Source organism: Synechococcus sp. L2F (genome assembly GCF_024345695.1).
Lineage (GTDB): Bacteria > Cyanobacteriota > Cyanobacteriia > PCC-6307 > Cyanobiaceae > MW101C3.
This window is the reverse complement of sequence record NZ_JAGQBP010000002.1, coordinates 56841-74832: the sequence shown is the minus strand read 5'-3', so window position 1 is coordinate 74832 and position 17992 is coordinate 56841. Positions and strand designations below refer to the sequence as shown.

Sequence of the window (17992 nt, the reverse complement as noted above, 5' to 3'; positions counted from 1 at the left end):
CCCATCCAGTGTGGCCTCCCCTTGGCTTCCACACCGCAGCACTGGTATTCCCTCGGCGAGCAGGCTCTCGAGCGGGAGCACTGGGCTGAGGCGGAAGCTGCACTGTGGGAATGCCTGGCGCTGCAACCGCGCCATGCCGCAGCCCTGCATCTGCTGGGCCGCCTGCGAGCGCGCCAGGGGCGGCGCCCGGAGGCCATCCGCCTGCAGCGAGAGAGCACCCGCTGCGATCCAGGCCTCGGCTGGAATGCCTTCGCTCTGGCGGAACTGCTGGAGGAGCAGAACGACTGGCCGGCTGCCGCCGGGGCCATGGCCGCGGCCGCGACAGTCCTGCCGCACCAGCCCTGGATCGCTCGCCGCCGGCAACGGCTGGAGGGCCTCGCCGCTCTCGACGGCGAGACCCTCGCCGATGGGCTGGGCCCCGCCGCTTATCGCTACTGGCGCCGGCACCTGGAGCCGCCCTTGCCCCCCCTCGAGCCGGCTGATCCGCTGCCCGGTTGGCAGGTCTGCGTCGGTGCTGGTGCCCAGCTGCGGGCGGGGGCTCTGGGCTGGGTGGCGGCCGAACTGAAGCGCCGGCAGGACGCTGGTGAACGGCTCCCCGATGGCCTCTACGCCGACGAAGACCTGATCAGCCCAACCGGCGAGCGTTTTGGGCCCTGGTTCAAGCCGGGTTGGCAGCCGGAGAGCTTCTGGAGCACCCCCTGGCTGGATGGGCTGAGCGTGTGGCGGCTCGACTGGCTGCAGCAGGCCGGCCTGTCACCACCGCCTGCCGCACCCGACGCCCTGTTCGCCTGGCAGTTGCAGGCCCTCGCCTGCCAGCCGCGCCTGGTTGCCCTGCCGCGGATCCTGGTGCACTGCCGTGCTGCCGCAGGCGGCCAGCCCTCCGCCAGGCCGGCGATCGCTCGCTCCAACCTGCTGCACCGCCACCTGCGCGAGCTGGGTGAGGCGGTCACGGCCGTCACGCCCCACACGGTGGAGCCGCCGGGATCAGCACAGCCTGGCGGGGCGGCCGGTTTCCGTTTCACCTGGGCCCTGCCTAGCTCGCCACCGCTGGTGAGCGTGATCGTGCCGAGCCGCGATCGCCCCGATCTGCTGGCGGCTTGCCTCGATGGGGTTGACCGGGCGCAGACGCTCCGGCTGCGCCTTGAGGTGTGGGTGGTCGACAACGGTTCACGCCAGCAGGCCAGCGCCGAGCTGCAGCGCCGATGGCAGGAGCGGCCAGGTCTGCGCGCCGGTTGGCTGGATGGCGATGGCCCGTTCAACTGGAGCCTGCTCAACAACGGGGCAGCCCGCGCCGCCCGTGGAGATCTGCTGCTGTTTCTCAACAACGACGTGCACCCTCTGCAGCGCCGTGGGCACCACTCCGGCTGGCTCGAAAGCCTGGCGGCCCAGGCGCTGCGCCCCGTGGTGGGCTGCGCAGGCGCCCTGCTGCTCACGCCTGCAGGGCGCCTGCAGCACGCCGGGGTGCTGCCGGGGCTGGGCAGGGATGGCTGTGCCCACCCCTACCGCGATCTTCCGCCAGACCATCACGTGCACCGCTCCCGCAGTTCCTTTCTCACCACCTGGCCCGCCCTCACCGGCGCTTGCCTGATGGTGAGGCGGCCGCTGTTTCTTGAGGCGGGTGGATTCGATCCAGCCTTGCCGGTGGAAGGCAACGATGTGGACTTCTGCTTGCGGCTTGGAGCCTTCGGCCTGCGGCATGTGCTCACCCCGGAGGCGGTGCTTGTTCATGCCGAGGGGAGCAGCCGCCACAGCCGCGGCGACGACCGTGTGGCCCGCCATGCCGGCCTCACCGGTCTGCGGCAACGCTGGCCCGCAGCCATGGCCGGCCCAGGCCTGTGCTGGCCGGCCGCGAGCAGTGCACTGCACCACGATGGCCGCCCCCGCGAACTGCAGATCCCCGGCTGGGACTGACGTGCTGCCGGTTCAGCGGCTTCGCTGGGCTTCGTGGCGATGGAGAAACAGGCGGAACTGCTCCAGTTGCAGCTCGATTTCGTCCAGTGATGGGAGCCGTTGTCCCTGTGGCACCAGCGCACGATCCGGCCAGAGCGACAAGGCCGCTTCCTGGCGTTCCCGCTGGGCGAACTCGGCTTCCACCTCGCCCAGCGCCCGTTCAATGAGGCGGTGGTGGTGCTGATTCTCAGCAGGCTGCAGAGCCAGGGCGCGGCGAAGGCTGCCCATGGCGTGCTCAAGATCGCCTTGGTGCCGCAGCTGGCAACCGAGCTCAAACCAACCCCAGCAAAACGTGGGAGCCAGCTCCACACAGCGCTGCTGCGCGGCAATCGCTTCGGCGCAGCGCTGCAGCCGGGCGAGCGCCCGACCCTTGATGTGGTGGCTGAAGGCGAAATCCGGGCGTCCGAGCAGGGAGCGACCAATCAGCGCCAGGGCGCGCCGCTCATCGCCAAGTTCCAGGGAGGCCTTCGCCAGCAGGTAAGTGATCTGCGCTTCCAGCGGTGTGCCGGCCTTCACGTGCTGGAGCTGGGGCTGAAGCGCCTCAACCATCAATGGCCAATCGCCGCTGGCCTCAAGCTCTTGCCCCAGCCGCTGAATCATCCCGGCATCACCGGGGAACCGGCGCAGACTCTCCAGCAGTGTTTCCCTCCGCAAGGCGAGCCCCTGGTGGTGTGCTCCCATTGTCTGGCCTTGGCCAGCAGCCAACCACCAAAGAGCTGGCCGGGCAGCCGTGAGGCAAGGGCGGCAGGATGGAGCCACGGGATCGGCGATGGCCACCAATCCATGGGTTTATCGCCCCAGACCAGCTCCTACGACGGCCATGGCGCCCTCTGGCTGTATGGCCTGCCCGGCAGCGGACTGATGTACAGCCAGGCGGCTGGGGCTCCTTCGCTGCAGGAGCTTGCCTGTCAGGAACCTGCGGCAGTGGGGGAGTCCACACGCATCTGGATCTGCTACGGGGAACTGGCGGACGGACTGGCGGACGTGGTGATGCGCTCTGACGCTCCCCAGGAGCTGGAGGCCGCACTTGATCAATGGCAGACAGATCTCTCCAGATCGGCGGCACTGAAGCGGCGCTGGCGGGAACGGATCCAGTTGATCAACATCTGTGGCGATGGGGCAGCGCTGTTGGCCGCAGAACTGCCAGAGCTGGCCACTGGGCAACGCCGCGGGATCCTGGCGAGCGGGGTGTCGAGCGGCGCCATGGAACTGGCCACGCGTGCACTGCTGGAGGCCCGCCCGAGCCTTCTGAAGGCTTGGCTTGACGCCCAGCAATGGGCCGATGCCAGCGGCCACGCCGAGGGTGTCGACTGGCGCCGACCAATGCCATTGGCCCGGATCCTGTCAGCGCTGGAAGGCCAGGGGTTGAAGGCGAGCGCAGGACAGCGCCAGCTGGAGGAGCGTTGTGAACAGCTTGAACGCTCCCTTGACCTGGAAAAGGAGCATGTGGGATTGCTGCAGGGCTATCTGCTGCAGATGGAGCGTGAACTCGACCACTTCCTGGCCAACCATGAGCGGACAGCAACGCTGGCGGAACAACTTCCGCAGCTGCTGGAGCGGGCTCGGCGCCTGATCGGAGTCAGCAGTTCCGCAGCACCCGGTGGTCATGGGCTCCATGGCTGAGGCCTAAGGCTCGCTGTTCAGCAGGCCGCCCGTCTTCAGCGCAACACCAGAATCTGCGTGGCGTCGCTCAGGGGCGCCCCCAGGGTCACCGTGCGGCCCGGGCGCTGCACGGGGGTGCCGGGCATGGCATCAAGGAAGGGCTTCACGCTGCCCTGGTCGCAACTGGCGGGGGTGGTGCCGCTCACGTATTGCACCGGGATCACGCGGCGTGGTTGCAGTTCGCGCACCACTTCAGCGGCTTCGGCGCCTGTGTACACCTTGGCGCCGCCGCCCACACCGATGATCAGCACATCGGGCTTGCCGAGCAGCACGCGGTCTTCCGGTTTCAGCGGTGCGGCCGTGCCGCCGAGGTGGGCGATCTCCAGTCCTCCCTGCTTCCAGCGCCACAGCGTGGCCATGCCGAAGCGGCGGCCGCCGAGGCGGTCGTGGGGGGCGGCGAAGCCTTCGATGCGCAGCCCCGCCACCCGGTAGGAGCCTGGGCTGACCAGGAAGCGACCGGTGGCCACCGGCGCCCCTTCATCCAGCAGGCGGCTGCTGGCCAGGATCACGTCGGCGCTCACCCTCGGTTCCGGCAGCCCGGCGGCGCAGCCCACCGCCTTGAACGGATTCAGCAGCACCGTGGCGCCACCGCCGCGGATCAGCAGGGCGCTGTGCCCGTAGCTGGTGATGCTCACCCCACCGGCGGCATGGCCGGCCAGCGGCATCGCCAGGGCCAAGGGCATCGCCAGGGCCAAGCCCCCCACCAGCAGCTGGGCAAGCAGGCGGCGCCGGGACGGGGCCGGTGCCGGGGAGTCGGACGCCATGGGCTGCTTCGCGCCCCGATGGCGCCGGATCTTGGCGGAACCTAGCAGCGCTGCCGGGGCGAGCCCTACCGGCTGGTTCCGCTCGTCGTGCTGGCGGCCTGCCGCAGGAAGTTGGCCAGCAGCTGATGGCCGCTCTGGGTGAGCACGCTCTCCGGGTGAAACTGCACCCCCTGCACGTGGCGGTACTGCCGGTGCCGCAGGCCCATGATCGTGCCGTCTTCCAGCCACGCGGTGATCTCCAGGCAGTCGGGCAGGCTCTCACGCTCAGCGATCAGGCTGTGATAGCGGGTGGCCGTGAGCGGGTTGGGCAACCCCTCGAACACCCCCACCTCTGTATGCAGCACCGGTGAGGTTTTGCCGTGCATCAGCTCATGGGCGCGCACCACCTTGCCGCCGTACACCTGGGCCAGGCACTGGTGCCCGAGGCACACCCCCAGGATCGGCACTGTCGGCCCCAGCGCCGCCAGCACCTCCAGGCACACGCCCGCCTGATCCGGATCACCGGGGCCCGGCGAGATCAGGATCGCGGCAGGCTCCAGCTGGCGGATCTGCTCCAGCGTGAGCGCGTCGTTGCGCTCCACCCGCAGCTCGGCCGCCAGCGGGTGCTGCGCCGCCAGCTCGCCCAGGTACTGCACCAGGTTGAAGGTGAAGCTGTCGTAGTTGTCGAGAACGAGAAGCATCCCGGCTGCCGGACCTGCCGCCATTCAACCCACCCGCGCCAGGGAGCGGCGGTTTGGGCGGCTCAAAGCCCCAGCCGCAGGAGCAGGGCCGGCACCAGCAGCAGCGCCGCGATCAGCACGGCAGCCAGGGCGGCCACCAGCACGGCGGCGGCGGCGCAATCCTTGGCGATCTTGGCCAGCGGGTGGAAGCGGCGCCCGATCGCCAGATCCACCACCGATTCGATCGCCGTATTCAGCAGTTCCAGCACCAGCACCGCCGCCACCGTGAGCACCAGCACTGCCAGGCGATCCAGGCTCAGCTGCAGCCATAGCCCCAGGCCGAACACCACCGCGCCGGTGATCACATGGATGCGGAAGTTGCGCTGGCTGACGAAGCCGTAGCCCAGCCCCTGCATCGCGTAGCGCAGGCTCAGCGGCAGATCGCCGGCCACCCTCCAGGCTCCGCCCCGGCGGCCGCGCCCCCGGCGAGGAGCTTCACTCGCCATCGGTTCGGTGGAGCGTGGCAGCAGCGTGGTCATGGGCGCCGCAACTCGGGCCTGCGTCGAACCTTACCGCTGGTTTGACTGGCACGCTCCCCCTGCCGGTCACGGCTCGCACACCGGGCCGGCGTCGCCGCTTTCTGCTGGCGCCGCCGCAGCGATGCCCTCCAGCAGCTGGTCCTGACGGGCGAGCATGGCCTCCAGGCGGGCGTCGTCGGGGTGGTCCCAGCCCAGCAGGTGCAGCAGGCCGTGGCTGGCCAGCCAGGTGAGCTCCCGCGCCAGGCTCTGGCCCGCCGCCTCGGCCTGCCGCGCGGCCGTCTCCACGGAGATCACGATGTCGCCGAGCTCGAGCGGCTCGCTGTCCTCGTCGTCGTCGCCGGTCGGCAGCGGTGGCGCCTCCTCCTGGGCCGCGAAGGCCAGCACATCGGTGGGGCCCTCCTTCTGGCGCCAGTCGGCGTTCAGCTCCGCCATCGCCGCATCGTTCACCAGGGTGAGCCCGAGGCTGTAGGAGGACGCGGCCAGCTCGGGCGGCAGTTCGCCCTGCAGCTGCGCCAGCCACACGCTCAGAGCCCCGTGCCAGAGATCGGCCCCCGCCAGCGGATCGGCCAGATCCCCGGCGGCGGCCAGCAGCTCGTCCGGCAGGTCGTCGTCGCTGGAGAAGGCCAGGTCGAGGTCGGGCAGGAGCGGCAGGTTGCCGTGGGCGGCTGGCAGCGTCATTGCGGCAGGGTGGGGCGGCCGAACCAGGCCAGCAGCAGCAGCAGGGAGCTGAGCCCCACGGCGGTGAGCCCGAAGTGCAGCAGGCTCTGACGCCCCTTGCGCACCATGTTGCGCATCGCCAGCTTCACGAAGCTCGGCGGCGGTACCGCCGGGGCGGCGGCGGTTGTGGTGGCAGTGGCAGGGGTTGTGCCCGGGGCGTCCGGGGGGCTGCTCTCAGGCATCTGGGGATCGGCCATCAGGGGATCAACGGGGCTCAGGCGGCCTCATCGGCGGCGATCTCCACACCCTGGCGCAGCAACGCCTGGATGAAGGGATCGAGATCGCCATCCATCACCCCCTGCACGTCGGTGGTTTCCACGGCAGTGCGCAGATCCTTCACCATCTGGTATGGGTGAAACACGTAGTTGCGGATCTGGTTGCCCCAGGCCGCCTCCACGATGTCGCCGCGGATGTCGGCGATCTCCGACGCCCGCTGCTCCTGGGCGATCACCAGCAGCTTGGCCATCAGCAGCGCCATCGCCTTCTCCTTGTTCTGGAGCTGGGAGCGCTCCTGGGTGCAGCGCACCGCCAGGCCGGTGGGGATGTGCAGGATGCGCACCGCCGTTTCCACCTTGTTCACGTTCTGGCCGCCGGCGCCGCCCGAGCGGGAGGTGGTCACCTCCAGATCCTTGTCGGGGATGTCGAGCTTCACGTCTTCGTCGAGCTTCGGCATCACCTCCACCCCCGCGAAGCTGGTCTGGCGCTTGTCGTTGGCGTTGAACGGCGAGATCCGCACCAGCCGGTGGGTGCCTTTCTCGTTGCGCAGGTAGCCGTAGGCGTAGCGGCCGTCGATCTCGATCGTGCAGCTCTTGATCCCCGCCTCCTCCCCTTCCGAGAGTTCGTCCACCGACACCTTCATGCCGTGGTCTTCGGCCCAGCGGGTGTACATGCGCATCAGCATCAGCGCCCAGTCCTGGGCATCGGTGCCGCCGGCGCCGGCGTTGATCGAGATCACGGCGCCTTCCTTGTCGTAGGGGCCGCTCAGCAGCCGCTCCAGTTCCCAGCGGTCGAGGGCGCCCTTGAGCTGCTGCAGGCCGCCGTTGGCCTCGCCCAGCAGTTCCTCGTCGGGTTCCAGGTCGTAGAGCTCCAGCGTGGCGCGGGCATCGTCGATCGCCGCCTGCCAGTGCTGCAGTTGCTCCAGCTGCGCCTTCACCTCATCGAGCTGGCGCATCTGTTTCTGGGCCTGCTGCTGGTCGTCCCAGAAGCCGGGCTGAGAAGCCAGCTGCTCGAGGTCCTGCTGGCGGGCGTTCAGGGCCGGTACGTCAAAGACAGTCCTGGGCATGGCCCAGGCGGTCAGTGAGCTCGGAGAGATCGCGCTTGAAATCGGTGAGATCGAGCACCGGCGGGTCTGGGGCGTGGTGGATTCGACCGTATCAGCCGCGCCTGCTTGCCACGCCCGCGTCGGCGCTCCCCGACCGGGGCCGCTCCTAGGATCCAGCCAAAGCACCGGTCCAGCCTGATGGCGGCATCCCCCGCTCCCTCCTCCGCCAGCCCCAGCGTGGAGATCTACACCTGGCGGTTCTGCCCGTTCTGCATGCGCGCCAAGGCGCTGCTGGATCGCAAAGGGGTCGCCTACACCGAATACGGCATCGATGGCGATGACGCGGCCCGCGCCGCCATGGCTGACCGCGCCGATGGCCGCACCAGCCTGCCCCAGATCTTCATCGCCGATCGGGGCATCGGCGGCTGCGACGAGCTCCATGCCCTCGAACGCACCGGTCGCCTCGATCCCCTGCTGCAGGGAGCCTGAGGGGTGGGGGCCACAGCACGCACCCCGGCGCCCGCTTCCCAGCTCTTCGTCGTCGACCCCATCGAGCGGCTGCGGCCGGCTAAGGATTCCAGCGTCGCCCTGATGCAGGCCGCCCAGCGGGCCGGCCAGGAAGTGTGGGTCTGCACCATCGCCGAGCTGGCCGTGGAAGGCGAGCGGGCCGGCGCCGCTGGCCCCGGTTGCACGCCGCTGGTGCGCGCCCGCCCCGTCACCTTCGCCCCCATGCACCCTGACGGTGACGGCTGGCAGGTGCCCGATCCCTGGTTCAGCGCCGGGGAACCGCTCTGGTTGCCGCTCTGCGACTTCCCGGTGGTGTGGATGCGCAAGGATCCCCCCGTCGATGAAGCCTTCCTCTACGCCACCCTGCTGCTGGAGCGGGCCGAGCACCAGGGCGTGCGCGTGCTCAACCGGCCCGCAGCCCTGCTGGCCTGGAACGAGAAGCTCGGCGCGCTGCGCTTCAGCCACCTGATGGCGCCCTCGCTGGTGAGTGCCGATGCCCAGCAGCTGGCCGCCTTCGCCGCCCTGCACCACGAGGTGGTGCTCAAGCCGCTGGGGGGACGCGCCGGCCAGGGCGTGGTGCGCACCGCCGCCGCCGCACCGGGCCTGCGTGCCCTGCTGGAGCTGGTCACCCACCAGCAGACACTGCCGGTGATGGTGCAGGCCTTCCTGCCGGCCGTCACCGCCGGCGACAAACGCATCCTGCTGGTGAACGGCGAGCCGCTGGGGGCGATCAACCGCCGGCCCCTGCCCGGCGAGTTCCGCAGCAATCTGGCGGTGGGCGGCGCCCCTGAACCCACGGCCCTCACCGCCGCCGAAACCGCCATCTGCTCCGAACTGGCGCCGGTGCTACAGGCGGAAGGCCTGTTCTTCGTGGGCATCGATGTGATCGACGGCCGCCTGAGCGAGATCAACGTGACCAGCCCCACGGGCATCCGCGAGATCGAACGGCTGGGCGGTGTGCCCGTGGCCGATCTCACCATGGAGCGGCTCCTGAAGGTCTGAGGCCTGGCCATCCGCCAGGGCCCGTCCACCAGAGGAGCCGTTGCTGCTGATTCGTGGATCGGGTTTAGTCTCTGGGTCCATCTTCGCGACCGGAACCATGACGTCCGACGCCAGCCTGGTCCCGGGTAGCGATTCCAATCAGGACACCGGATTCAGTAAGGAGCAGCGTCGCGCTGACCGCCTGATGACCGAAGGCATCGAGGACCTGGTTCAGCCCTTGTTCAAGGTGAATCAAGGCCTCGGCTGGCTGCGTCTGTTCGCCCTGCTGGTGCCTTCGCTCGCCTGTCTGTGGATGTACTGGCAGGAACCCCGGTTGCTTCTGGCCCTGCCCTGGCTCGTGGCGAGCACGCTGCTCTACGCCTTTGTGATGATCAGCACCCACGACATCAGCCACTCCACCCTGCTTGACCTCGGTGACATTGAACAGGCCGTGGGCTGCGCGCTGAGCTGGCCGATCGGCTGGCCCTATCGCACTTACCGCAATCTGCATCAGCTCCATCACCGCATGAATGGGATGGACCTGCGCGACCCGGAGCGGCGGGAACCGTCCGAGGAGGAGGAGGCCAGGGCCGGTGCGCTGCGGCGTCTCCACTTTCAGCACCCGTTCTGGATCAGCGTGCTCGTGTTCGGCGGCCTGCAATTGATTGTGTCGATGTTCTGGTTCGGCTGGAAACTGCGTGACAGCCATTCACGCCTTGTCGCCGGCATGGTCAACGACCTGATCGGCATCCTGGTGGTGCAGACCTGCATGTTCGCCTGGGCAATCAGCCAGGGCGAGGTGATCAAGCTGATCCTGATGCTGGTGGTGGTGGAGCGCCTCGTGGGCGGACTGATGCAGGTGCGCGGCATGATCGAGCACCACAGGCTCTGGCATGCCAATACCACCTATGAGCTCACTCAGCTGTACACCTCGCGCAACATTGCCGCCGGTCCGCTGGTGAATGTGCTGATGGGAGGCCTGCCGCATCACTCGCTGCATCACGCCTACCCGTCGATCCCCTACGACCGGCTACCCGAGGCCACGGCCATCGCAGAGAAGACACTGCTCAGCCATGGCAAGCCACCGCTGCCCAAGGTGGACAACTACATCGAGGGACTGGCCTTGCTGATGTGATGCCGTGCTTCACAACCCTGGCAGCAAGCGGGGCAGGAAGACCAGCACCAGTGGAATCCCGATCGGCTGGATGCCGATCCAATGGCCAAGCTGACTTGGTGGGTGGCTGATGGCTAAGCGCGCAGCGCTCGACCCACTCGCTCAGAAGCTGCTCGGCTTGCTCGGCGTCTGGGGGGTGTTTCCCGAAGCGAGTGAACTGGGGAGTTGGCTGCGTGCATGGTTGTAGCCAGCTTCAAAGATCTGGCTGTAACTCTTCCATTCCATGAAGGGGTAGTGCCCGATCTCAGGCCTCAGCACCACATCGGCAAGGTGCTCCTGTGACTGGGAAGCAGCGTGGGAGGCACACATCATGGCGTTGATGATGGTTTTGCCGAGGGATGGTCTGCGCCGCTGCCGGTTCACACCACATTGATTGGCGGAATCTGGCTCTACATCCAGTGAGATGGCGATGATCCTGCCATCGGTCAGGTGCCGGGCCGGAGCGATGGGAAGATTATTCAGGATTCCGCCATCCACATGCAGTTCGCCAGTGGTGTCTTCAACGGGTGGAAAGATTCCCGGCACTGACATGCTGGCGATCACAGCCGTGGGAATGTCGCCAGCTGTCCAGGCTTGAAGCTGATTGGTGGAGAGATTGGTGGAGAAACACTGCAGCACCAACCAGCTGTCTTGAATCATCGAGCAACCGAAGAAGGCGGCGAGCTCACGCTGGGAATTGGACAACGAAAACAGGGAGTCGCGGGGAATGGTGATGGTGTAGGGCTTGGCGTCGATGATCACTCGCTCAAGGTGTCCGAGGATTTGCTGCGCGGTCAGCTCAAAGGCTGCCAAGGAGGAAACGAGTGCTCCAATGCTCACGCCCATGACCATGTCGATGTCGTCCACCGGAAGTTCCTGTAGGGCCGCGATCGCTCCAACATGAGCAAATCCCCTGGCACCACCACCGCCCAGCACCAGAATGTTCTGGAGGCGCAGCACCGTGCGGGCCAGCCGTTCCATATGGCTTTGCTTGGCCGCTTTGATGTTGAGCACGAAGGCAAAACTCTTGTCGCTGAACCAGCCCTGCGTGCTGGGGCAATCCTGCTCCATGGGCCAGAGCCGCACCAGAATCGCCTCCGAATCCATACGGCTGGGCAGATCGGCATGGTCAACGGTGCCATCACTGAGAATCACCAGCCGGTCGATCAACTTCTGATTCCTCCAGCTCACTGCCAGCGGATCGTCCGTGATCAACACCTGAAGATCGCGCGCTTTGGTGGCTTCCGTCAGCTGGTGGTGAAGTTCAGCCTCGCTGCTGCAATGACGTGTGATGACAGGGTTTTCTAAGGCGATGGTTTTGCCCGCCTGGCTACGTAGATGGCTGGCCAGCTCCACAAGGACCTGGCGTGTGAGCAAGGACTCCGGGTGGACATTGTGAATCAGAATGGTATTGAGAGGAGATTGCCTTGGATCCCTGCCGATGGAGGCGGCTTCGGCCAGCGATGCCAACAGCTGAGTCTGAAAATCAGCCGATTGATGCAGCATCTGCTGGAGATCTTCCTTGCCGAACTGGAAGTACTTCAGATCGGTCAGCGCGATTGCAGAAGCGGATCGTGGCTGATCACAGAACAACCCGTATTCACCCACCAGATCCCCCTGCACCACTTTGCGGAAGCAGCAGGTGGTGTGCTCCAGTCCGCCGCTGAACAGGCCGAGAATTCCTGCTTCAATCACATAGGCGAAGTCGGCTGACTCCCCTTCTTGGAAGAGAAGATCGCCTTCCTTGATCGTGCCTGTCTGCGGGTTCAGAGCCTCGATGCAGCTGGACGGAATGCTTCTGAACATCCGGGAGTGTTTGAAGACCTTCTGCAGCCGCTCCCTCGTCGTCATCCCGTCTGTGCGGCACTGTTGAACTGCGTGTGATTATCCCTCTACCCCTGCAGGCTGCTACTGGCGGGCCTGCGTATGTGCGGGATCGCTGGATCCAGCGGCAGATTGAGTTGTTGTTGCAGGACACCCAGTTTCAGGGCCACTTCCTGCAGCTCCCGCTCCGGTTCCGAACCCCGCACCAGGCCCGCACCCGCCGTGAGTTCCAGCTGGTCACCGTGCAGGCGCCCGCTGCGGATGGCCACCCGCAGCTCGGCGTCGCCAGCGCTGTCGATCCAGCCGATCGGGGCGGCGTAGTGGCCTCGTTCGAACGGTTCCAGGCTGCGCAGCCAGGCCATCGCTTCCCGCCGGGGGAGCCCCGCCACCGCCGGTGTGGGGTGCAGCGCCGCCGCTAGGGCCAGCAGCTGCTGGTCCCCGAGGGCTGCGGTGATGGGGGTGTGCAGATGCACCAGCTGGCCGTGCCGAGCCAGCCGCGGATGGCGCGGCCGCCGCGGCGACAGTCCGGCGCCGGCCAGCACCTCAGTGATCGCCTCCACCACCAGCTCGTGCTCGTGCCGGTCTTTGACAGACCGGCTGAGCTGGTCGGCCAGCGGCCCGCAGGGGGCGGTGCCGGCCAGGGCGTCGCTGCGCAGCTGGCCCTGGCGCACGGTCAGCAGCCGCTCCGGCGAGGCGCCGATCAGGGCCGCACCTTCCCGTTGCTGCCACAGGAAGCGACAGCTGCCGGGCTGATGGCGTCGCAGATGGGCCAGCAACTGGAGTGGATCCAGCGGGCGGTCGAGCTGCAACTGCTGCCGCACCGCCACCACCAGCTTGCGCAGCGCACCGCTCTCCACCAGTTCCAGGGCACGCGTCACCGCTTCGCGGTAGCCCGCTTCCCAGGGAGAACGGCTGGCGATGCCCGGGCCCCTGCCCAGGGGGAGCTCCGCCTCGTGATCCGTCGGCAGCTGTTCCAGACGGCGGGCCTGCTCCCAGAGCTCTTCGGCCATCGCTCGGGTGGTGACATCCCCGCCCAGATTGCGCTGCAACCTCAGCCAGCAATGGCGGCCCTGGCGGCTGAGTTGCCAGCGGGGCAGGACCGCCTCCACACCGGCTACACCATTGCCTTCCTGCAGCGGGCTGTCGAAGAAGGAGAAGGCCAGCAGCACCCGTGGCCGCGCCGCGGCGGGGCAGAACTGGGGCACCGTCACCAGCCGGCTCAGGCTCACGGCGCTGAACCGCTGGGCCATCTCGAAGCGGCGTGGACCGCTCAGAACAAGGCTGTTCGTGTGGCCCGTTGCCGCCAGGCAGAGCCCGGGGGCGCCATCCCAGAGGAAGCGGAAACGATGGCCATCTCCCAGGTGGGGGAGGAGCGCCAGCGGGTCCCGAGCGGGAATCGGCAGGGCCAGGCTGAGCACGCCCTCCTCCTCGAGCTGCCGTGCCCCAAGGGCGGCGGCTGCCAGCAGATCGGTGAAGGAAGGGGCGACCTGCACCAGGGGGAGGGCCGGGAGCGGCGGGCGGAAGCTGCTCAAATGTATGGGTCCTCTTCGGTCCGACGTCTCCGCTGCCCATGTCCGACCCCAAGGTCGTCGCAAGCCGTTACGCCTGCGCGGATCCCGCCCGTCGCCGGTTGTGGAAGGCAGCCATCAAGTGGCCGATGTATTCGGTGGCGGTGATGCCCGTGCTGCTGGCCGCTGGCTGGCTGGCCGGCCAGGGACAGGTTCCGCGCTGGGACCAGCTGCTGGGGTTCCTTGTGGCGGCTGTGCTCCTGCTCGGCTGGGAGAACCTGGCCAACGATGTCTTTGATGCCGATACCGGCGTGGACCGGCTCGGCAAGCCCCATTCAGTGGTGAACCTCACCGGCCGCCGCGACCAGGTGGCTGTGCTGGCCAATGGCTGCCTGGGGCTGGGTCTGGTCCTGATCGCCGTGGTGGCGGCCCGCAGCACTCCGGCGGTGCTGGCGCTGGTGCTGGCCTGCTGCGGGCTCGGCTACGCCTACCAGGGGCCGCCGCTGCGGCTGGGTTACAGGGGGCTGGGGGAACCGCTGTGCTGGCTGGCCTTCGGGCCGCTGGCCACAGCCGCTGCCCTGCTGGCACTCGCCCCCGCCGCGACGGCCACAGCGATCCCTTGGCGCACCGCCTTGCTGCTTGGCGGCGGGCCTGCCATTGCCACCACCCTGGTGCTGTTCTGCTCCCATTTCCACCAGGTGGCGGAAGACGCCGCCAATGGCAAGCACTCGCCGGTGGTGCGGCTCGGCACGGCACCGGCGGCGGCGCTGGTGCCCTGGTTCGTGGCCCTCACCCTGGCGCTGCAGTGGGCGCCGGTGCTGCTGGGTCGCTGGCCGCTCACGGCCCTGCTCGGGGTGGTGGGCCTGCCACCGGCCCGTGCCTTGATCCAGCTGCTGCGGGAGCACCACGCCGCCCCTGAGCGGATCACCAGCAGCAAGTTCCTGGCGCTTCAGTTTCAAGCCCTCAACGGACTCGGCCTGGCCTGTGGACTGGCGGTGGGGCCATGGCTGAGCCGCTGGTGACGCTGACCTGGCGGCCCTTCCGGCTGCCGTTGGCACGTCCGCTCGTCACGGCCCAGGGTGCCATGGCCGAAAAGCACGGCTGGTTGCTGCGGCTCCAGGCCGAAGGCCCGGGCAACTCCCGCATCGACGCCCCCAGCCATGGCAGCACCAGCTCCTGCCTGGCCGCCCCAGCCGGCCTTGGCTGGGGAGAAGCGGCGCCGCTGTGTTTCACCCCAGCCACCGCCCAGGAGCGCCAGCGCTCGCTGGCCGCGGCGATCAAGGCCCTTGGCAGCGCTCTGCCCCGGCAGGAGCTGGAGGCGTCCCTGCCTTCCCTGCCGCCCGAGCTGGCTTTTGCGCTCGGCCTGGCCCTGGCGGAAGCCGATGGGCTGCTGGGCGCGGCCGCCGGCGGCTGGCTGGCGGCGCCCCCTTCCGCCGTGCTCCTGCCGGCAGGGGAAGCGGCGGTGGCGGCGCTGGACGCGGCGCTCGATCGGCGGCCTGTGCCGCTAGAACTGCCAGCTGAGCCGCCGTTCACCTGCAAGTGGAAGGTGGCCGCCGCAGGCGATGAGGTCGAGCGTGAGCTGCTGGAGCAGCTGCTGGCGCGCCTGCCTGCCGGCAGCCGCCTGCGCCTGGATGCCAACGGTGGCTGGGACCGCGCTACGGCCTGGCAGTGGGCCGAGCGGCTGGCAGAGGATCCGCGCCTGGAATGGCTGGAGCAGCCCCTGGCTCCCGCTGACCTTCCCGGCCTACAGGAGCTGGCCCGACAGGTGCCGGTGGCGCTGGATGAGTCGCTGCAGCTCGATCCCGCCCTGCGCCGCCACTGGCCGGGCTGGCAGGTGCGGCGGCCTGTCGTGGAAGGGGATCCCCGGCAGCTGCTGGCGGCGTTGCAGCAGGGCGACGGCGGCGCCAGTGCAGTGGTGCTGAGCACGGCCTTCGAAACGGGCATCGCGCAGCGGTTGGTGGGGCATCTGGCGGCGCTGCAGAGCCGGAGCGCCACCCCCGCCGCTCCCGGCCTGGCGCCCGGCTGGGCGCAGGCCTCAGCGTTGTGCGCCGCCGATCCGGAAACCGTGTGGCAGGCGGCTGGCGCCGGCCAGCAGGCCGAGGAAGGCCATAGCTTGTGACGCCTGATCGGGCAGACGATGGCCCTCAGCATCGAAGTGCACGCCGAGGTGGCGCCTGAGCCGCAGGTGGCCCGGTTGCTGGCCGCCTGGCAGCGGGGGCAACTGGTGGGGTTGTGTGCGGCAGGGGAAGGGGAGGAGCTGGTGGCGGCCATGGCCGGCTGCCCGCCGCTGGCGGCGCCGGGAGTGGTGATTGGCAGCGGCGGCAGCCGTGGCGGGCGCCGCTGGTGCCTGCAGCCGCTGGCCCATCTGCAGGCCTCGGCCCGCGCCACGGCCGCCTGGCTGCAGGCCTTGGGCCTCGATCCCGCCGCCTGCCTGCAGCTCAATCCGCTGCCGCTGCAGCACACGAGCGGCCTGATGCCGGTGCTGCGTGCTCGCCAGTGGGGCGGTCAGTGGCGTTGGTTGCCGCCGCAGCTGCTGCGCGCGCCGGCTGAGCTGCCGGAGGCGGTGCCGCTGCCGACGGATCGTCCGGTGCTGCTGTCGCTGGTGCCCACCCAGCTGCAGCGCCTGTTGGCGGATCCGGCAGGGCGGCGTTGGTTGCGGGGCCTGGCAGTGATCTGGACGGGTGGGGCTCCCCTGGCTCCGGATCTGGCCGCCTGGGCCCGGCGCGAGGAGATCCGCCTCGCCCCTTGCTATGGGGCCACCGAAACCGCCGCCATGGTCACGGCGCTGCCGCCGCAGCGCTTTCTGGCCGGCGATGGGGGCTGCGGCCACCCCCTCGACGATGTGACCCTGCGCCTGAACCCCGCTGATGGCGCGATCGAACTGCGTTGCGGGCGGCTCAGCCCGGGCTGGCTGGCCCCCGACGGCAGCGGCCTGCGCCCGTTCGTTGAACCCGGCGGCGAGGGCTGGTGGGCCAGCGGCGATGCCGGGCAGCTCACACCGGCCGGTCTGCAGGTGCTGGGCCGGCTCGACGGCGCCATCCACAGCGGCGGCGAAACTGTGTTTCCCGAGCAGGTGGAGCAGCGGCTGAAGCGGCTGGCCGCCGCCGCCGGCCTGCCACTGGCGGATCTGCTGTTGCTGCCGGTGCAGGATCCTCTATGGGGGGAGCGGTTGGTGGCCCTGGTCCGCCCGCTGCCAGTCGGAGCTGCTGCGCCGTTGCGCGAAGGCCTGATGGAGCTCGCCCGCCGCCTGCCGCCGGCCGAGCGGCCGATGCACTGGTGGACCTGCACATCCCTGGCGCGCACCGACACGGGCAAGTGGCAGCGGCCGCGCTGGCATGAATGGTTGCGGCAACAGCATGAAATCAACCCCGAACCCCGCTAAAGAGGGTGCGCGTTGACTGCCACCGATGGCTGACCTGACTGATTCCGAGATCGCCAACAAGAAACTGGTGGCAGGGCTGCTGGGGCTCTTTCTTGGTGCACTGGGCATTCACAAGTTCATGCTCGGTTACACCAAGGCCGGCATCATCATGCTGCTCGTCACTGTGCTCACCTGCGGGTTCGGCGGCTTCGTGATGGGTGTGATCGGCCTGATCGAAGGCATCATTTATCTCGCCGCCACCCCTCAGGATTTCAAGGCCACCTATATCGATGCCCAGAAGGAGTGGTTCTGATGGCGAAGCAACGCGTCGGCACAGCACGTCGAGCCCTGCTGCTCGTGGTGCTTGGTGTGGGAGGCGTGGCCAGCGTCAGCCTGGCTCCCGGGCTCGCGCTGGAACCGCTCCATCCCCTCACCCTGATCGCTTCCCTGCTGCCGCTCCAGCTGGCGGGGCTGCTGTGGGTCTTCGGCCGCTAGCCCGGAACGGACTCCGCTGGTGGTGTTGCCGGCTCCACTGGCGCTGCAGAAGCTGATGACGCAGCCGGTGCTGAGGCCGCAAGCCACCGTTCGACCGCATCCGGCAGCGCCTGCCGTTGCCGGACCGTTGGATCGATCGCCACATGGCGCAGTCGGGCCCGCGCCACTTCACGCCCTTCAGAAGTGAAGCGATAGGCCACCTCGAAGCTCGATGCCTCCAGGCGCTGAGGCTCCAGCCTGATCCGCAGGGGCGCGCCGCAGACGAGGGGCCGCCGGTAGTCGGCGTCGCAGTGCACCACCGGCAGCGCGCGGGCGGGCGTGGCGGCGGGGGTCGGAAAGATCTCTGCGGCCGCAATGCCGAAGCGCTCCAGGCTTTCCTCCCAGGCTTCGTGGCACCAGCGCAGCAACTGGTGGAACTGCATCACGCCGGCGGCATCGGTGTCGCCGAAGCGCACCATTCGCCGCAGCTCCAGCCAGTCGGCGGGATCCTGGCGGGTGCCGGGTTCCCCCACCTCCGGGTTGATCGCACCCTCCCCTGGCTGCATCACCTTCCTCCATCCTTCCCGCCGTCTGACCATCCTGGTGGGCCGCCCCACAAAGCCGGCGTGGTG

Annotated in this window: 20 protein-coding genes; 10 read left to right on the top strand and 10 right to left on the bottom strand. The window is 68.7% G+C overall.

What is annotated here, in order from left to right; translation table 11 throughout:
- Positions 1 to 21: 21 nt before the first annotated feature.
- Positions 22 to 1911, top strand: coding sequence for a glycosyltransferase (locus KBZ19_RS05375; protein WP_255100107.1), 1890 nt, complete (start codon positions 22 to 24; stop codon positions 1909 to 1911).
- A 12-nt stretch (positions 1912 to 1923) separates the two neighbouring features.
- Here KBZ19_RS05375 and KBZ19_RS05370 read toward each other — a convergent pair whose 3' ends face one another.
- On the bottom strand, positions 1924 to 2631 hold the full coding sequence (locus KBZ19_RS05370; protein ID WP_255100106.1) for a hypothetical protein: 708 nt from the start codon (positions 2629 to 2631) through the stop codon (positions 1924 to 1926).
- A 102-nt stretch (positions 2632 to 2733) separates the two neighbouring features.
- Between KBZ19_RS05370 and KBZ19_RS05365 the strand changes: the two genes are divergently transcribed.
- Complete coding sequence (locus KBZ19_RS05365) at positions 2734 to 3573, top strand: hypothetical protein (protein ID WP_255100105.1); 840 nt, start codon at positions 2734 to 2736, stop codon at positions 3571 to 3573.
- Positions 3574 to 3608: 35 nt separating this feature from the next.
- Here the strand turns inward: KBZ19_RS05365 and KBZ19_RS05360 are convergent, their stop codons facing one another.
- From KBZ19_RS05360 to prfB, 6 genes are all read right to left on the bottom strand, one after another.
- Positions 3609 to 4376, bottom strand: coding sequence for an MBL fold metallo-hydrolase (locus KBZ19_RS05360; protein WP_399220102.1), 768 nt, complete (start codon positions 4374 to 4376; stop codon positions 3609 to 3611).
- A gap of 65 nt (positions 4377 to 4441) precedes the next feature.
- Complete coding sequence (locus tag KBZ19_RS05355) at positions 4442 to 5056, bottom strand: aminodeoxychorismate/anthranilate synthase component II (protein WP_094511813.1); 615 nt, start codon at positions 5054 to 5056, stop codon at positions 4442 to 4444.
- Positions 5057 to 5118: 62 nt separating this feature from the next.
- A complete protein-coding gene (locus tag KBZ19_RS05350; RefSeq protein ID WP_233132917.1) occupies positions 5119 to 5541 on the bottom strand; it encodes a diacylglycerol kinase family protein in 423 nt (140 codons plus the stop codon).
- 99 nt (positions 5542 to 5640) lie between these two features.
- Positions 5641 to 6252 carry an rRNA maturation RNase YbeY gene (gene ybeY, locus KBZ19_RS05345; protein ID WP_255100104.1) on the bottom strand — a complete coding sequence of 204 codons (612 nt, stop codon included), beginning with the start codon at positions 6250 to 6252 and terminating at the stop codon, positions 5641 to 5643.
- Entirely contained in the window at positions 6249 to 6488 is a 240-nt protein-coding gene (locus tag KBZ19_RS05340; protein WP_255100103.1) for a DUF3285 domain-containing protein, read from the bottom strand. The genes ybeY and KBZ19_RS05340 overlap by 4 nt, the downstream gene beginning before the upstream one ends.
- A 17-nt stretch (positions 6489 to 6505) precedes the next feature.
- Positions 6506 to 7631, bottom strand: a protein-coding gene (gene prfB / locus KBZ19_RS05335) for a peptide chain release factor 2 (protein WP_255100102.1) whose coding sequence is annotated in 2 segments (ribosomal slippage) — positions 6506 to 7555 and positions 7557 to 7631 — 1125 coding nt in all. Because the reading frame shifts where the segments join, the coding sequence is not laid out codon by codon here.
- A 119-nt stretch (positions 7632 to 7750) separates the two neighbouring features.
- On the opposite strand from prfB, the gene grxC reads away from it, so the two are divergent.
- The 3 genes from grxC to KBZ19_RS05320 all read left to right on the top strand — a co-directional run bounded on the left by grxC (position 7751) and on the right by KBZ19_RS05320 (position 10175).
- Positions 7751 to 8041 (top strand): glutaredoxin 3, encoded by a 291-nt coding sequence (gene grxC / locus KBZ19_RS05330; RefSeq protein WP_094511805.1) that lies wholly within the window; start codon positions 7751 to 7753, stop codon positions 8039 to 8041.
- Between the two features lie 3 nt (positions 8042 to 8044).
- Positions 8045 to 9061, top strand: a complete 1017-nt coding sequence (gene gshB / locus KBZ19_RS05325) for a glutathione synthase (protein WP_255100101.1) — start codon at positions 8045 to 8047, stop codon at positions 9059 to 9061.
- A gap of 97 nt (positions 9062 to 9158) precedes the next feature.
- Positions 9159 to 10175: a fatty acid desaturase gene (locus tag KBZ19_RS05320; RefSeq protein ID WP_255100100.1), complete on the top strand. Its 1017-nt coding sequence runs from the start codon at positions 9159 to 9161 to the stop codon at positions 10173 to 10175.
- Positions 10176 to 10316: 141 nt separating this feature from the next.
- Here the strand turns inward: KBZ19_RS05320 and KBZ19_RS05315 are convergent, their stop codons facing one another.
- Entirely contained in the window at positions 10317 to 12044 is a 1728-nt protein-coding gene (locus tag KBZ19_RS05315) for a cyclic nucleotide-binding and patatin-like phospholipase domain-containing protein (RefSeq protein WP_255100099.1), read from the bottom strand.
- A 41-nt stretch (positions 12045 to 12085) separates the two neighbouring features.
- Complete coding sequence (locus tag KBZ19_RS05310) at positions 12086 to 13510, bottom strand: isochorismate synthase MenF (RefSeq protein ID WP_094511797.1); 1425 nt, start codon at positions 13508 to 13510, stop codon at positions 12086 to 12088.
- A 77-nt stretch (positions 13511 to 13587) separates the two neighbouring features.
- On the opposite strand from KBZ19_RS05310, the gene menA reads away from it, so the two are divergent.
- The 5 genes from menA to KBZ19_RS05285 are packed head-to-tail and all read left to right on the top strand — an operon-like array spanning position 13588 to position 17381.
- On the top strand, positions 13588 to 14547 hold the full coding sequence (gene menA, locus KBZ19_RS05305; protein WP_094511795.1) for a 2-carboxy-1,4-naphthoquinone phytyltransferase: 960 nt from the start codon (positions 13588 to 13590) through the stop codon (positions 14545 to 14547).
- Positions 14529 to 15644 (top strand): o-succinylbenzoate synthase, encoded by a 1116-nt coding sequence (locus KBZ19_RS05300; RefSeq protein WP_255100098.1) that lies wholly within the window; start codon positions 14529 to 14531, stop codon positions 15642 to 15644. The genes menA and KBZ19_RS05300 overlap by 19 nt, the downstream gene beginning before the upstream one ends.
- A gap of 18 nt (positions 15645 to 15662) precedes the next feature.
- The gene (locus KBZ19_RS05295; RefSeq protein ID WP_255100097.1) at positions 15663 to 16907 is read left to right on the top strand and encodes an AMP-binding protein; all 1245 of its coding nucleotides are present in this window, start codon (positions 15663 to 15665) and stop codon (positions 16905 to 16907) included.
- Positions 16908 to 16932: 25 nt separating this feature from the next.
- Positions 16933 to 17199: a TM2 domain-containing protein gene (locus KBZ19_RS05290; RefSeq protein ID WP_094511789.1), complete on the top strand. Its 267-nt coding sequence runs from the start codon at positions 16933 to 16935 to the stop codon at positions 17197 to 17199.
- Positions 17199 to 17381 carry a hypothetical protein gene (locus KBZ19_RS05285; protein ID WP_255100096.1) on the top strand — a complete coding sequence of 61 codons (183 nt, stop codon included), beginning with the start codon at positions 17199 to 17201 and terminating at the stop codon, positions 17379 to 17381. Before KBZ19_RS05290 ends, KBZ19_RS05285 begins: the two co-directional genes overlap by 1 nt.
- Here KBZ19_RS05285 and KBZ19_RS05280 read toward each other — a convergent pair.
- Positions 17378 to 17926, bottom strand: coding sequence for a thioesterase family protein (locus KBZ19_RS05280; protein WP_255100095.1), 549 nt, complete (start codon positions 17924 to 17926; stop codon positions 17378 to 17380). The genes KBZ19_RS05285 and KBZ19_RS05280 overlap by 4 nt on opposite strands.
- Positions 17927 to 17992 lie beyond the last annotated feature (66 nt).